Annotated in this window: 13 protein-coding genes; 10 read left to right on the plus strand and 3 right to left on the minus strand. The window is 64.3% G+C overall.

Going from position 1 to position 14,532, the window contains the following annotated elements; translation table 11 throughout:
* Positions 1–405 precede the first annotated feature (405 nt).
* The 10 genes from BN1313_RS06000 to virB11 all read left to right on the plus strand — a co-directional run bounded on the left by BN1313_RS06000 (position 406) and on the right by virB11 (position 12,611).
* On the plus strand, positions 406–1,953 hold the full coding sequence (locus BN1313_RS06000; RefSeq protein WP_091737791.1) for a hypothetical protein: 1,548 nt from the start codon (positions 406–408) through the stop codon (positions 1,951–1,953).
* Positions 1,954–2,029: 76 nt separating this feature from the next.
* Positions 2,030–4,732, plus strand: a complete 2,703-nt coding sequence (locus tag BN1313_RS06005) for a TonB-dependent receptor domain-containing protein (RefSeq protein ID WP_245620109.1) — start codon at positions 2,030–2,032, stop codon at positions 4,730–4,732.
* A gap of 156 nt (positions 4,733–4,888) precedes the next feature.
* On the plus strand, positions 4,889–5,473 hold the full coding sequence (locus tag BN1313_RS06010; RefSeq protein ID WP_091737797.1) for a lytic transglycosylase domain-containing protein: 585 nt from the start codon (positions 4,889–4,891) through the stop codon (positions 5,471–5,473).
* 4 nt (positions 5,474–5,477) lie between these two features.
* Complete coding sequence (locus BN1313_RS06015) at positions 5,478–5,786, plus strand: TrbC/VirB2 family protein (protein ID WP_091737800.1); 309 nt, start codon at positions 5,478–5,480, stop codon at positions 5,784–5,786.
* Positions 5,787–5,795: 9 nt separating this feature from the next.
* Positions 5,796–6,077, plus strand: a complete 282-nt coding sequence (locus BN1313_RS06020) for a VirB3 family type IV secretion system protein (protein WP_091737803.1) — start codon at positions 5,796–5,798, stop codon at positions 6,075–6,077.
* Between the two features lie 28 nt (positions 6,078–6,105).
* A complete protein-coding gene (locus tag BN1313_RS06025; RefSeq protein ID WP_091737804.1) occupies positions 6,106–8,520 on the plus strand; it encodes a VirB4 family type IV secretion/conjugal transfer ATPase in 2,415 nt (804 codons plus the stop codon).
* Positions 8,517–9,680, plus strand: a complete 1,164-nt coding sequence (locus BN1313_RS06030; RefSeq protein WP_091737806.1) for a TrbL/VirB6 family protein — start codon at positions 8,517–8,519, stop codon at positions 9,678–9,680. Before BN1313_RS06025 ends, BN1313_RS06030 begins: the two co-directional genes overlap by 4 nt.
* Positions 9,677–10,504 carry a TrbG/VirB9 family P-type conjugative transfer protein gene (locus tag BN1313_RS06035; protein WP_091737809.1) on the plus strand — a complete coding sequence of 276 codons (828 nt, stop codon included), beginning with the start codon at positions 9,677–9,679 and terminating at the stop codon, positions 10,502–10,504. Before BN1313_RS06030 ends, BN1313_RS06035 begins: the two co-directional genes overlap by 4 nt.
* A gap of 2 nt (positions 10,505–10,506) precedes the next feature.
* Positions 10,507–11,610, plus strand: a complete 1,104-nt coding sequence (locus BN1313_RS06040; protein WP_091737811.1) for a TrbI/VirB10 family protein — start codon at positions 10,507–10,509, stop codon at positions 11,608–11,610.
* On the plus strand, positions 11,607–12,611 hold the full coding sequence (gene virB11, locus BN1313_RS06045; protein WP_091737814.1) for a P-type DNA transfer ATPase VirB11: 1,005 nt from the start codon (positions 11,607–11,609) through the stop codon (positions 12,609–12,611). Before BN1313_RS06040 ends, virB11 begins: the two co-directional genes overlap by 4 nt.
* A gap of 72 nt (positions 12,612–12,683) precedes the next feature.
* Here the strand turns inward: virB11 and BN1313_RS16270 are convergent, their stop codons facing one another.
* The 3 genes from BN1313_RS16270 to BN1313_RS06060 all read right to left on the minus strand — a co-directional run bounded on the left by BN1313_RS16270 (position 12,684) and on the right by BN1313_RS06060 (position 14,373).
* A complete protein-coding gene (locus tag BN1313_RS16270) occupies positions 12,684–13,196 on the minus strand; it encodes a hypothetical protein (RefSeq protein WP_218054322.1) in 513 nt (170 codons plus the stop codon).
* Positions 13,181–13,648 carry an ArsC/Spx/MgsR family protein gene (locus tag BN1313_RS06050; RefSeq protein ID WP_091742417.1) on the minus strand — a complete coding sequence of 156 codons (468 nt, stop codon included), beginning with the start codon at positions 13,646–13,648 and terminating at the stop codon, positions 13,181–13,183. The genes BN1313_RS16270 and BN1313_RS06050 overlap by 16 nt, the downstream gene beginning before the upstream one ends.
* Positions 13,649–14,076: 428 nt before the next feature.
* The gene (locus BN1313_RS06060; RefSeq protein ID WP_218054323.1) at positions 14,077–14,373 is read right to left on the minus strand and encodes a DDE-type integrase/transposase/recombinase; all 297 of its coding nucleotides are present in this window, start codon (positions 14,371–14,373) and stop codon (positions 14,077–14,079) included.
* Between the last annotated feature and the right edge of the window lie 159 nt (positions 14,374–14,532).

The following is a 14,532-nucleotide window of genomic DNA, read 5'->3' on the forward strand; positions in this document are numbered from 1 at the left end:
CTCGGACGGTGACAGGCGGCGGAGAAACCCGGGCGATCCGTCGAACGAGCGCAACTTCGCAGTCGGGTTGGCTCGTCGATTGCGTGGCGGTGCTGTCAGTCCAACGGCAACTCCCCTCCGGCAAGGCGTAGCGAGTGCAGGGCGGCCATGGCTCTAGCCCATGACCTGCGGCGAACTGTCAAAATAGCGGAACGGGTTGGTCGGCCTGGTCATGCAGCGCGGCTATGGGCTTCGGTTAGCGGGCCCTGAACGTTGGGCTGACAACACCCCTGCCGAAGCTCGATCGGAACAGTCCCTTGCTGCGGCCGGCAAGCTGTCACCGCATAGCGAAACTGTCACAATGAGCGATTAAGCGGGCGGCTAGACGCGCGGGCTTTCGGGCACGTGGTATCAAAAGGGGCCGCTGTGAAACTCTTCAAGAACCTACTCTTAATTGGTTGTGGCGTGCTGGCGCTCGCCGGCTGCGGACCAGACGATATCGCCTCGCCGGGTACCGGTGGCGACGTCATCATCAACCCGGGTACGGGTACGGGTACGGGTGGTGGTGGCGGTGGCGGTGGTACGGGCAATGTCACCCCTGCGTCGGGCTGCCCCACGATTGCTGATCCGCAAGGCTTGAAGGACGACGGCACGATCACCGGCCCGAGCGGCACATGGCGCGTCTGCACGCTTCCGTCGCGCATCAACCGTTCGATCACGCTGACCAAGAGCGCCGGCGTGCTCTACCAAATGTCCGGCCGCGTGGACGTCGGGTCCGACGGCGGCTTCACGGCCTCGGCTTCAGACACCAACGTCACGCTGACGATCGAGCCGGGCGTCATCGTCTTTGGCGGCACGGGCGTGTCGTGGCTGGCGGTCAATCGCGGCAACAAGATCAACGCGGTCGGCACGGCGATCCGTCCGATCGTCTTCACCAGCCGGGATAATGTGCTGGGCCTGAACACCGATACGTCGCAAGGCCAGTGGGGTGGCGTCGTGCTGCTCGGCCGCGCGCGCATCACCGACTGCGCCACCGGTTCGGTGGCCTCCAACACCTGCGAGCGCCAGACGGAAGGCGCGGCTGACCCTGCTCGTTTCGGCGGGACCAATGACGCCGACAACAGTGGCGTGATGTCCTACGTCCAGATCCGCTTCTCGGGCTACGTGCTGGGCGGCAATTCCGAACTGCAGTCCCTCACTCCCTCGGGCGTCGGCAGCGGCACGCAGCTCGACCACATCATGTCGTTCAACAGCTCTGACGACGGCGCGGAGTTCTTCGGCGGCGTGGTCAACTTGAAGTACTACGTTTCGGTCGGCGCGGACGACGACAGCCTTGACGCCGACGTGGGCTCGCGGGGCAGCTTCCAATACGGCCTGCTGATCCAGCGCCCCGGCGCCGGCGACGCCCTGATGGAAATCGACTCGAACGGCTTTGAAAGCGATACGCCGCGTCAGAACCTGACCATCTCCAACTTCACGATGGTCCAGCCGGCGGTCAGCGCGAGCAATGAGGCCAACGACCAAGCCGCGATCCTGATCCGCGGCAACGCCGACGCCACCCTCGTCAACAGCATCGTCAATACGCCGAACAACGAGTGCATCCGCCTGAACGGCACGGGCACGACGCCCGCGACGCTGACGGCGCGCTCGGTGGTACTGAACTGTAATGCAACGAAGTTCCTGGGCACGGGCAGCTACACCGCCGCCCAGGTGGCCACCGCCTTTGGCGCCGGCGCCAACAACAACCGGGACGTCTTCACCCCGACCCTCAGCAATGGCTACCAGAACGGCGCCAATGAAGCCGCGGTGCCGCCCTTCGCCGCCGCCAGCCTGAGCAGCTTCTTCACCAGCCCGACCTACATCGGCGGCGTGCGGGACGGCAACGACACCTGGTGGGCCGGTTGGGCCTGCAACAGCTCCACGGCCAACTTCGGTTCGACCAGCGGCGCCTGCACCGCCCTGCCCACGTACTGATCAGGCCGGCGTCTGAAGTAGGGAAGGGGGCGGCCGGCGACGGCGGCCCCCTTTTACCAAAAGATTTCACGAGGGGATGAGGGGTTTGGCTATGTTGTCGCGGCGGTTCAACTATCTGTTGCTGCTTTCCACAGCGCTGTGCGCGCCAACCTTGGCTCGCAGCGCGACCTTCGCCCAGGCTGCGCCGTCGGCCGAAGCGTCGACCCCAGCTCAGGCTGCTACCGACCAGGGGGTCCCGGCGGCGGACGCCGCGCAGGAGGCTCCGGAGATCTCCATTCCAGGGGGTGTCTCCGAAGTCGTCGTCACGGGCTCCCGCAATGTGGCGCGGGTGACGTCGCAAGTCGTTTCGGTGCTTTCAACCGCTGAAATCCAGCGGACCGGCGAAGGCAACATGGCCGGCGCCCTGCAACGGGTGACGGGCCTCAGCCTGGTCGGGGGCGGCTACGTCTATGTGCGCGGCCTGGGCGATCGCTATTCGCTGGCTCTGCTGAACGGTTCGCCGCTGCCCAGCCCTGAGCCGCTCAAGCGCGTGGTTCCGCTGGACCTCTTCCCGAGCAGCATGATTTCCTCCTCGCTCGTGCAAAAGACCTACTCGCCGAACTTCCCCGGCGAGTTCGGCGGCGGCGTGATCAACCTGACCACGCGTTCGATACCGGACGAAAGCTTCTTCAGCATCGGCGGCTCGATCAGCGGTGACACCGTCACAACCAATAACCTCGGCTACACCTATTACGGCAGCAAGAGCGACTGGACCGGGTTCGATAATGGCAACCGCGACTACGCGCCGGCCCTGGCGGCTTTCCTCGCCGGTGGCGATCGGATCAGCACCGGCCAGGTCGACACCCCTGAAATCGCCAAACAGCTGATCAACAGCAAGAACGCCATCGTCCAGCGCTGGAATCATATCCCAGCCAACTGGTCGGCGAATTTCGCCGGCGGTCGTCCGTTCGCGCTGGGCGATGCGAACCTCGGCCTGATTGTCGCGGCCGGCTACTCCAACCGTTGGACTTCGCGGGAATCGACGAACCAGACGTCTCTGCAGAGCGATCTTTCGCTGCTGGAATCCGACTTCCGGCGGGTTCAGACCGACAATCGCGTGGTGCTGAACGGTCTAGCCGGCGCCGCCCTGGAGTTCGGCGACAACAAGATTCGTTGGACCAACGTCTACATCCACGACACGGTCAAGCACACGCGCCTGGGCCTCGGCAATGTGCAAGAGACCGAAGTCGATTTCATGGGTCAGAACACGGCCTGGTTTGAACGCCAGCTCTTCGACACCCAAGTGGTCGGCGAATTCAAGCTCACCCCGGATCTCAGCCTGGACCTTCGCGGCAGCTACGCCACATCAAAGCGCAACTCGCCCTATGAATTGTACCTCGAGTACGTCCGCACGAACGCCGCAGCCGATCCCTTCGGCGCGCAGTTCGTCAATCGTCTGAACAACGGCAACGGCGGCGACGCCACGGTCAGCTTCTCGAAGTTGAACGAGCGGCTCTGGTCGGGTGGCGCGGACCTTTCCTACCGCTTCTCGCCATCGGTCCGAGCGACGGCCGGCTACGCCTACCTCGATACGCGCCGGACCAGCTCGCGACGCGACTTCCAGTTTCAAGCGCCGAACACCTTCCCGAACGGCGTGGACATGTTCCGCCCCGACTACCTGCTGCAGCCGTCGGTCATCGAGAACTTCGGCATCGCGCTCTTCGAAACCAACGAAGGCAACCCGGCCTTCCTCGCAACGCTGCGCAACAACGCGGGCTACATCAAGTTTGACGGGACGTTGAACGAGGTTCTGCAGTTCGACGTCGGCGCACGCTATGAGACCGCGAAGCTGACGGTGTCGCCGATCCAGGTGTTTGACACGCCCGGCTCATCCCTCGCCGGGACAAGCCTGGACAATGATTACTGGCTGCCGGCCGCGACCCTCACCTGGAAGTTCAGGCCCGAGATGCAGGTTCGGGTCAATGCCTCCAAGACCATAGCGCGCCCGCAGTTTCGCGAGCTGATCTACCAGTTCTACTTCGACCCCGACAGCAACCGGACGTTCCGGGGCAACCCGCTCTTGCTGGACAGCGTGCTGACCAATGCGGAGGCCCGTTACGAGTGGTACTTCGCGGGCGTGCAGCATATCGCCGCCGCCGCGTTCTATAAGAAGATCGACCGGCCCATCGAAAGCTATGTCTCAGGCGGCGATTTCACCACGAGCTTCGCCAATGCGCCGCAGGCCGATCTCTACGGCGTCGAGGTCGAGGTGCAGAAGAACTTCGACCTCGGCGAACGATGGGACGGCGAATTCTGGGCGAGCCGCAGTCTGGTTCTGTCTGGCAACTACACCTTCACCCGGTCGAAGCTGAAGGTCCGGCCGGGCGACGAGACCTTCGCCTTTGCGGCGACCTCGACGAACGCGTTGGATTACTTCCGGGATGGCGCCGCTCTGACCGGTCAATCCGACCACATCGCCAACCTTGAGTTCGGCCTGGAGGACACCGCGCGTCTTTCGCAACAGACGCTGTTGTTCAACTACGCCAGCAAGCGGGTGACGAGCCGCGGCCTGGTGAACAGCGGGCAGCCCGATATCATCGAGTACCCAGGTCTTCGCATCGACTTTGTCGCTCGCGAGGGGATTGAGCTGGCGGGCCGTGAAATCGAGCTCAAGTTCGAGGCGCGAAACCTGACGGGCCGCGCGCACCTTGAATATCAACGCTCAGGTGAGAACCGAGTGGACTTCAACAGCTACGACGTTGGTCAATTCTTCGCCGTGAGCGCTTCCGTCAAATTTTGACTGATCAGGGTGGCGAGGCCTCCGGCCCGCCACCCTTTTCTCTTCGCAGGCAGGTCGCGCCGCCTCTGCGAAGATGTCCGTGGTCGGAGGATTTCCGCCGCGGCGCGTACAAAAGTGTCATGAATTTATCGTACTCGTCGCCCCGGTGGAGGGCGGATGTCTATTCCCTTGAAAACGGCGGCTCTGTTGCTCGGCGCGTGGCTTTTGACAACGCCATCGCTGTCCTATGCCGACGTGATTCAGTTCGACGGGGACGGTTTCACGTGGGTCGTTGGCGGGCCAGCGACAGCGCCTGCGCTCACCAACGCCGTCAACAGCGAGCCCGAGTACACCCAGGCCCTAGCGTCAGCGGGCCCGGAAGCGTGGAGCGGCTATGTCGCTCTCCTTGCATCCAAGTACGACATCAGCCCGGCTCTGCTTGAGGCCGTCGTCTGGCAGGAAAGCCGATGGTGCCTGGCGGCGACCTCCAGCGCCGGCGCGCAGGGCCTGGCCCAACTGATGCCCGCAACGGCCAGGCAACTTGGCGTCGACATCCGAGATCCCTTCGCCAACCTCGAAGGGGGGGCCCGCTATCTGCGGATGCAACTCGACGCCTTTGATGGCGACGTCGAAAAGGCGTTGGCGGCCTACAACGCCGGACCTGGCCGGGTCACCCATGCCGGCGCCGTTCCCAACATTCCTGAAACCCAAGCTTATGTCGCGGCGATTCTTGCGCGCCTGGCGAACCGTGTCCGGAGATAGTTCGATGCTGAAGCACCGTGTGGCGATCGCCGCCTTCATGCTTGCCGCGCCTGGCTTCGCCCAAGCCCAGGTCGTGGCGGCGAACCCGCAAGGCTCTGGTCCGATCGTGGCGGCGCTGGGTTGGCTGCAGGGCACGCTCATGGGCCACGTCGCCACCGCGGTGGCGGTCATGGCGGTGGCTGCGGTCGGCCTGATGATGCTGACCGGCCGCATGAACTGGCGCTTCGGCGCCACCGTGATCCTGGGTTGCTTCATCCTGTTCGGCGCTGGCGCGATCGTCTCAGGCATTCAGTCCGTTTCGGCGGCGGGCTGAGCCAGGGCCGTGGAGCTGCTCCGCTTCCCAGTCCACAGGGCGCTCACGCGACCCCAGATGTTCGCGGGGGTAACCTACAGCTATTTTATCATCAACGGGGCGATCACGACGGAAGCCTTTCTGATGACCAAGAGCTTCCTCGTGCTGCCGGTTGCATTGATCGTGCATGCCGTCGGCTATTTAGCCTGCCTGCGCGAGCCCCGTGTCTTTGACCTGTGGCTTAACAAGGTCAGCCGTTGCCCCCGGGTCCGCAATTGGCGGCGATGGGGTTGCAACAGCTACGCCGCCTGATCAGGCGTGCAGAAATGGACGGATCACGATGATCGGCTGGTCAAAGAGAGAGGCGTTGGCGGGAGATAGGCTGCCCTATCGCGCCCTCATTGACGAGAGCGTCGTCCTACTGCGCGATGGGTCTGTGATGCTGTCGCTCATGGTCCCGGGCTTCAGCTTCGAAACCGCTGACACCGTTGAACTGAACGCCCACGCCGCCACGCGCGAGGTTCTCCTGAGGAGCTCGCTCGACTCCCGCTTCGTGCTTTACCACCACGTGATCCGCCGGCGTGTTCAAGTTGAACTTGAGGGCGCATTTGCGGATCCGCTTGCGGACTATATTGACGCGCGGTGGCGCGAAAAGGTCTCCAGCGGCGCACTCTTCGTCAACGACCAGTTCATTACTTTGGTCCGCCGTCCGGCCCGCGGCAAAACGGGGTGGGTGGAGCGACTTTCGCGCGCAATGACGCGCAATCGCCGCGAAGAGTCGGAGCCCGGCGTCCAGGATCTGCGTGAGCTACGCGCCGCCGCGAATGCGATGGTCGCCACGCTGAGCAGCTACGGCGCGCGCCTCCTCGGCGACTATGAGGGCGCCGGCGGGACCTGTTCTGAGGTCCTGGAGTTCCTCTCAGCCCTGTACAACGGCGAAATGCGTCCTGTTCGACGACCTGCGGAGTCCGCAGACATTGGCCGCATGCTGCCCTATCGGCGGATCAATTTCGGCCTGGATGTGCTGGAGCTGAAGGAGGCGGGGGCAAGCAGCTTCGCCTCTGTGATCTCACTCAAAGACTATCCCGATACGACGGGGCCCGGCCTGACCGACTCGCTGCTGCGCATTCCCTGCGAGATGGTGCTGACGGAAAGCTACGCTCCGTGTGATCGGCAGGTTGCGCGCGAGCGCATTGACCTGGCCGTTCGCCGCCTGCGGTCGGCCGATGAGGACGCGATGTCCGAGAGGGCGGAACTCCATGCCGCACGCGATGCGCTTGGCGTGGGCGCCGTCGGGTTCGGTGACCACCATCTTTCGGTCCTCGTCCGCACGGATCGCCTTGAGGCGATCGACCATATCACCGCCGTTTGCGCCGCCACCCTAGCGGAAAGCGGCGCCGTGGCGGTGCGCGAAGAGATGAACCTCGAGCCAGCCTTCTGGGGCCAGATGCCCGGCAACGAGGCCTATTTGGTCCGCCGCGCGCTGATTTCCTCGGCCAACATGGCGTCCTTCGGCTCGTTGCACGGCTTCGCCATGGGCCAGGCGGAAGGCGCGCACTGGGGCGATCCGGTCACCATCCTGGAAACGACCAGCGCGACGCCGTTCTTCTTCAACTTCCACCACGGAGACCTGGGCAACTTCACCGTCATCGGCCCGTCAGGCTCGGGCAAGACGGTGGTGATGAATTTTCTGGCCGCCCAGGCTCAGCGGTTCGAGCCGCGGACCGTCCTGTTTGACAAGGACCGTGGCGCAGAGGTTTTCGTGCGCGGGATCGGCGGCCGTTACAGCCGGATCACGTCTGGCGAGCCAACCGGTTTCAACCCCCTGGCCATGCCCGACACGGCGGCGAACCGCGCTTTCCTGCGTGACTGGCTGGGCGTGTTGCTGCAGGCGCACGGGCCGGAGGAACTGGCCAATATCGCCGGCGCCGTCGACGCCGCCTATGCGAACGATCCGTCGCTGCGCCGGCTGTCGCATTTCCGCGAACTGCTCGCCGGCACGATGCGGCCCCAACCGGGCGACCTGGCTCATCGCCTCGACGCCTGGATCGGCCGCGGGGAATACGGCTGGCTGTTCGACAACGCGCAGGACCAGCTCGATCTCTCGGCCATGACCCTTGGCTTCGACATGACGGCCCTGCTCGAGACCCCGCGCTTGCGCACGCCGGTCATGATGTATCTTTTCCACCGCATTGAAGAGCGGTTGGACGGCCAGCCGACGATGATCCTGATCGATGAGGGCTGGAAGGCGCTCGACGACGAGGTCTTCGCCGCCCGTATCCGTGATTGGCTGAAGACGCTGCGCAAGCGCAACGCCTTGGTCGGCTTCGCCACCCAGTCCGCCCGTGACGCGCTCGACAGCCGGATTTCCACCGCCCTGGTCGAGCAGACGGCGACGATGATCTTCATGCCCAACGCGCGCGCGCGCGCTGAGGACTACTGCGAGGGATTTGGTCTCACCGACCATGAACTCGACATCATCCGCACGCTTCCGGCCCACAGCCGCTGCTTCCTGGTGCGCCAGCCAGACGCCTCCGTCGTGGTGCGGCTCGACCTCTCGGGGATGCCTGAAGTGCTTACGCTCCTGTCGGGGCGCGAAAGCACGGTGCGGAAGCTTGATTCCCTGCGGGCGACCTATGGAGATCACCCGTCCGCCTGGTACGGAGCGCTGACTGGGGCCTCGTGGCCGGGTGACGACGATGACGGTCCCGGCGGTCTTCGGCTCGGCGGCCTTTGGAATGAGGCCGCTGCATGAGCGGGTGCGAGGCTCTGGTGCAGGAGGCGACCGCCGGTGTCGCCGCGTCCCTTCGCGCCGTCGATTGCGTGAGCGCTGAGACGACCACCAGCGCCTTCTCGCGGCTCTTCGGGACGCACGGCGCCTTGCTGCCCGTTCTGACGATCCTGCTCACGCTTTATGTCGCGACCTTCGCGGTCCTCTTGCTGACGGGCCGGTCGCGCCTGAGCATCACGACCCTGACGCCACGGATGATCACCCTGGGTCTGGTCCTCACCTTCACCACGAGCGCGGTCGCCTACCAGACCGTCTTCTGGAATCTGACCGTAGGCGGCCCCGATCAGATCGCCGGGGTTTTGATGGGTGCGCGGGGTTCGGCGACACAGATGTTCGGGGACCGGATCGACATCCTCTTCAACGCGATCGCCGAAGCCGCCAGCGCCGCCTCCCCCACGGCGGGTGCGGGGGCGGGGACAGCCGGGACGTTCACGTCGGGCAATCTGATGTGGATCAGCGCCTTGATGTTGCTCCTGGGCACCGTAGGTGTGTTGGTCACGGCGCGCATCGTCTTGGCGGTCCTCCTGGCGATCGGACCCGTCTTCATCGTGCTAGCGCTGTTCCCAGGGACCCGCGGACTTTTCGCGGGCTGGCTTCGCGGCCTTGTCCTTACCGCTTTCACGCCCCTGATCGCCGTGCTCGCCGGTGCGTCCGTCACGGAACTGGCGGCCCCCGTGGTCGCGACCTTGCGGGGGGGAGACGGCATTGACGGTCGGGCGGCCATCGCCCTCTTCGTCATCGCGGCCGTCTACTGCTCGGTGATGGCGCTGGCCCTCCGCGTCGCAGGGACGATGGTCGCGGGGTGGCGTGTTTTTGGCCTTTCGAATGAAGCCAGCCGAAACGGCCAATCCGCCCCGCCGACAACCGCAATCGCCGCCGCCTCGACGCCCTATCCAGTGGCTCCCGCCTCGAATCGCCTGCAGACCTTGGCGGCGGCCGCCGGCACGGTCGGGCCAAGCCCTGCAGCCGGCCATGGCCTCGCCACCACCTCGCGGTCACGGATCGTCGCAACCGCGGGCGCCCTTGCTGAACCCGCGAGACGATCAACTCAGCCCCAACGGGCGCGGGGCATCGGCAGCCGCTTCTCCAGCCGTGCGACGGCGCCGAGGAACTTCCTGAAATGAGATTACGAACCCTGCTCTTCGCCGTCGCCTTTTGCGGCATGGCCGCGACGGGCTCGCAAGCGGCGGACCCCCGAATTTCGACGCGGTTCTACAATCCGGACGAAGTGGTGGTTGTCCATGGTCGCGCTGGCGTTCAGGCGACCATCGCCTTCGCCGATCAAGAGATGATCGAGAATGTCGCGATCGGCGATTCCACCAGCTGGCAGGTGACGCCGAACAAGCGCGCCAACCTCCTGTTCGTAAAGCCGCTCGGCGCGAGCGCGCGGACCAACATGACGGTGGTGACCGATCGACGGACCTACCTTTTCGACCTGACCGCCTCGCCGATGGCGGCGCCGCTCTATGTGCTGCGCTTTACCTACCCCGCCGAGCCCCCTGGCGCGAACAAGGTGGCGGGCGGCCTGACCCCAGCGGAGGTGCTGGCGGCGACAGCGATCCCCAAGGACGTGCCCCCTGGCCAAGCCGCAAGCTTGAACTTCGCCTGGCGTACGACGGGTGCGCGCAAGATCCTGCCGTCTCGGGTCTACAATGACAACGACGCCACCTACCTGAGCTGGCCGGTTGGCAGTGCGATACCGGCGATTCTCACCCGCAACGCCAAGGGAGAGGAGGGCGCCGTCAACTACGCCGTTCGCGGCGACGTGCTGATCCTCGACAGCGTGCCCGACTTGATCATCCTGCGCGCGGGCCGGGAACTGGCGACGCTGGAAAACCAGGCCCAGCCGAAAACGGCTCTGGCCATGGGCCCTTCGATCGACGGCCCATCGACCGCCACGGCCGCGCTGCCGACTGAAGCGCAAAAATCTGCGCAACAAGGGCGATAATCATGCGTGAAACTCTCCGCTACGAGCGCCTGCCCGTCCTGGTTCAACGTGACCCACGTGACGCCGAGGGCGCGGAGATCATTAGTCTGGCGACGCGAAACACCTTGCCGGCGGTCAGTCAGCGCAAGGGTCGGTCTGAGGCCATGACCCTCGTGGCGGGCGTGGCTGTGGTCGCTCTCCTCGGTGCGGTCACCTTCACAAGCATGAGCGAGGGTCAAAGGCAGGCTGTCCCGGCGGCGGCGCCCAACGGCCAGCTGCAGGTCTCGCCGAACACGGCGCCGACAGAAGCGCCTTACGCCTTGCCCGCGGAAGCCTTCACGCCGCTGCCTCTGCAGGCGCCGGCGCCCCAGGCGGTCTTGGGCGTGTCGCCAAACACCCAGATGACCCTCAGCAACCCGCTGTCGACGCCCACGGTTGTGTTTGACGCAAGCGCGCTTCCTGCGGGCGTGCCGGTAGGCGCCGCGGGGGCGGCGGGCGCCTCACCGGCGACCGGAGGTCCGAACGAGGAATTCGCCAATCGGATTGGCGGCATCGGCGGCGGTTCTGCTGTGGCGACGGCCGGCATCAACCCACAAACGACCGTCACCCAGGGCACCCTGATCCCGGCCGTCCTGGAGACCGCCATCGATACCGACATACCCGGCTATGTCCGCGCCGTCGTTTCCAGCGATGTCCGCGGCTTCGACGGCACGCGCATCATGATTCCGCGGTCCTCGCGCCTGATCGGCCAGTACAAGAGCGGAATGCAAGCCGGCCAGAAGCGGGCCTATGTGGTGTGGTCGCGCCTCATCCGGCCCGATGGGGTCTCAGTTAACATCGCCTCGCCCGCCACGTCCTTCGGCGGCGAAACCGGCCTCGCTGGCCAGGTCAATAACCACTTCTTCGAACGTTTCGGCTCGGCGATGCTGCTGTCTGTCGTGGGCGGCCTTTCGGCCATCGGGGGCAACGGCGCCTCTGTCATCATTGGCGGCCAAACACAGTCGGCCGCGGCCGCTGCGGTCGGTCAAAGCGGTCAGATTGGGCCGACGATCCGTGTGCGCCAGGGTGAACCGATCCGCGTCTTCACCGCGCGCGATCTGGATTTCTCGAAAGTGGCGACCCAGTGAGCGACGCCAAGGTCGTGGCGCTTGCGGGAGGGTCTGGCGTGGAGAAGCCGGTCAGCGTCTATCTGGACGCCTATCTGGCGCCGTTCCGACCCTGGCTCCATCGCGAGACGGTGACGGAAATCCTGGTCAACAGGCCCGGTGAGCTCTGGGTCGAAGACGCCGCCTATCCCGGCATGAGACGCATCGAGCTTCCTGAGGTGGATAACGTCCTCCTGCAACGGCTTGCCGAACAAGTCGCGCGGGCCAGCCATCAGGGGGTCAATCGGCAGCATCCTCTCCTGGCCGCGACCCTGCCGGGCGGTGAGCGCATCCAGCTCTGCGGTCCGCCCGCGACGCGCGGTGATTGGGCCTTGGCCATCCGCCGACATCGGCTGATTGACCTGCCGCTCGACGCCTACGATCACGGGAGCCTAGAGACCGCGGCCCCGCCGCCGGCGCTCGACCCGCGCGCGTCTCCGATCGCCTACCTGAGGGACGCCATTGCGCGCCGGCAGACGATCCTGGTTTCCGGCGGCACGTCGACCGGGAAAACGACCTTCCTGAATGCGATGTTGCGCGAACTCCCCCGGGAGGATCGCGTCGTGCTTGTTGAAGATACCGCCGAGCTGAAGTTGCCGAGTGAAAACGGCGTGGGTTTGATCGCGGTGAAGGGCGAACTTGGCGAGGCGCGGGTCTCGACGGATGAGCTTGTTCAGGCCGCGTTGCGGCTCCGCCCTGACAGGATCGTCGTGGGCGAGCTGCGTGGGAAAGAAACGGTCAGCTTCCTGAGGGTGATCAACACCGGGCATCCTGGCTCGTTCTCAACTGTGCACGCGAATTCACCTCGGGGCGCACTGGACCAGATTGCCTTGATGGCGATGCAAACGGGCATCGGTCTAACGCGCAATGAGACTGTCGAATACGCTGCCTCGGTGATCGACATTATTGTGCAGCTTGAGCGCATAAATGGTCAGCGCCGGATTTCGGCAGTCACAACCGCGAAGTCGGCCCTTAACGCCTAGAACGTCGGCTCAGTGACTTCGCTATGGCGCCATGTAACGGGGGGCGACTGTTCTTACGGCGCTGGATTATGTTTAATCGCGAAGGGCACGTTCGAGATCAAGAGGAGAAAGGCGAAATATCTGACCAATATATCGCATGGAAATTCCTTGTTTCCGTAGGCGTTTAGCGTAGTCGATTTGGAAAGCAGATAGATCACCAAATGGCCTATCGGTTTCGCCTGACCGACCGAGCCAGCGGATCTCTTCTCGCGAGATAAGATCCATCAAGTCAATCACGTCGTCTGACGGCGTGATCTTCGAAATCCGCGCATTCTTACCGATGACCTCAAGGAAGACGCCCGTCTGGAGAAGGTTTTTTAAGCTTCTCATCATCTGGCGGGGAGGCAGGTAAAATGCCTCCAGACCACATACCGTCAAGGTGTCTCCTGCCCGAAGTTTTTCAAGAAATCCTAGCATGCGGCTGTGCGCTTCTAAGCTGCCACCGCCGACCAAGACAACAGTCTCACATCCGGCAGCAAGAAGTTGCTCTTCTTGGCGCTTGGATACTGGGAGCTCAAGGATGTCCCGGATCATTCCGTAGCGCACGGCGCTTCCGTAGGAAATCGTAGCTCCTCACCATCTTCCTTGGTGAAAGTAGTAGGTTTCGCATCGAGGTGAGTTAGGACCGCCTCCGAAGGTCGGGTGATTTTCACGCCTTTGGGTGTAGCGACGATGGGTCGGTTCACCAAAATTGGGCGGGCAACCATGGCGGCGAGTGTGGTGTCGTCTCCGACGCTTACATCAAGAAGGTCAAGCTCCGCGGCCGGCGTCCCGCCTTGGCGCAATATGTCCCGTGGCTTGGCGCCCATTGCGGCGAGCCGTTTCAGAAGCTGCGGCTTGGTCCTGCCAACGGACAGGTAGTCGACTACGTCAGGTCGGAAGCCCGCGGCCTCCACCAGGGCCAAGGTGTTCCGGCACCGCTCGGCCACGCGCTGGACGGCCGCGCCGCGCTGGTACCAACCCCTTGAGCGGTTCACGACGGCGACGATGGTGAGCATCAAAGGCACTGCGATCAGCACACCCACGACGGTGGCAAGCGCCGCGCCCGAAGAGAAGCCGAACAGGCTGATGGCGGCCGCGACCGCGAGTTCGAAAAGGTTGCTGGCGGCAGCACACCCAGGCGTCGCGCCACTTCGCCCGCCGCCAGGCCGTCAGGCCCGGCTTGCACCAACAGGCGGAAAGTGGAGAGGCGGACCTCGTGGGCGAGAGCCGGGAGGCTTGCGACGGCTAGATTGGTTTCCATATTTCCACGATATAGGAATTTTGCGACGGATTTAAGTCGCCTCTGTCGTTCTCAAGGGTTCCGATGACCGCATTCGTCGCCCTTCACCCGCAGTCCCTCGATATCCCGAGGTCAGAATGGTGCTCTCAGTTTAACGCTACTTGTCTCCGGTCGGGCGGACTCCGGGCAGGGGACGCAGCTCGCTTAGGCCATGACCTCCCGCCATTCAGCCAAGGCGGCTGAGCGTCGTTCTCGGTAGAGGTCTCTGCTGATAAGGTAGCGGTCCTGATTGAAGTGGTTGTGGACGGCGCCGTGGACGGCGGCGAACTTCTGAAGGGTCTTCATCCTTCGAAACCGCTCCATGGCGCGCTCTCGTCGTCGGAATGGCTGATGTGAATTCTCAGCCCGGTTGTTGAACCAGCGGCCGACCTTCTGACGATCGACGTTGCCGATCTCCTTCAGCGCCGCCCCGTAGGATCGCAGGCCGTCTGCTCCGTCCAACCTCTACAAGCGTCAGCTCGCCAGGCTAGCCTTCCTGGCGCCGGACCTTCAGGAGCAGATGCTCCGCGGTTCTTCGCCTTCGATACGCAAGTTGAGTGAACTCATCGCGCCCGAAGCCGCGTCGTGACGGAATGCGGCGAATTAAATGGGGAAAGTCCG

Source organism: Phenylobacterium immobile (ATCC 35973), assembly GCF_001375595.1.
Taxonomy (GTDB): Bacteria; Pseudomonadota; Alphaproteobacteria; order Caulobacterales; family Caulobacteraceae; genus Phenylobacterium; species Phenylobacterium immobile.

Excerpts from the sequence above, each read along its gene's own strand:
- BN1313_RS06005 (WP_245620109.1), top strand. The coding sequence starts at position 2,030 with ATGAGGGGTTTGGCTATGTTGTCGCGGCGGTTCAACTATCTGTTGCTG.
- BN1313_RS06010 (WP_091737797.1), top strand. The coding sequence starts at position 4,889 with ATGTCTATTCCCTTGAAAACGGCGGCTCTGTTGCTCGGCGCGTGGCTT.
- BN1313_RS06015 (WP_091737800.1), top strand. The coding sequence starts at position 5,478 with ATGCTGAAGCACCGTGTGGCGATCGCCGCCTTCATGCTTGCCGCGCCT.
- BN1313_RS06025 (WP_091737804.1), top strand. The coding sequence starts at position 6,106 with ATGATCGGCTGGTCAAAGAGAGAGGCGTTGGCGGGAGATAGGCTGCCC.
- BN1313_RS06030 (WP_091737806.1), top strand. The coding sequence starts at position 8,517 with ATGAGCGGGTGCGAGGCTCTGGTGCAGGAGGCGACCGCCGGTGTCGCC.
- BN1313_RS06035 (WP_091737809.1), top strand. The coding sequence starts at position 9,677 with ATGAGATTACGAACCCTGCTCTTCGCCGTCGCCTTTTGCGGCATGGCC.
- BN1313_RS06040 (WP_091737811.1), top strand. The coding sequence starts at position 10,507 with ATGCGTGAAACTCTCCGCTACGAGCGCCTGCCCGTCCTGGTTCAACGT.
- BN1313_RS06050 (WP_091742417.1), bottom strand. The coding sequence starts at position 13,648 with ATGCTCACCATCGTCGCCGTCGTGAACCGCTCAAGGGGTTGGTACCAG.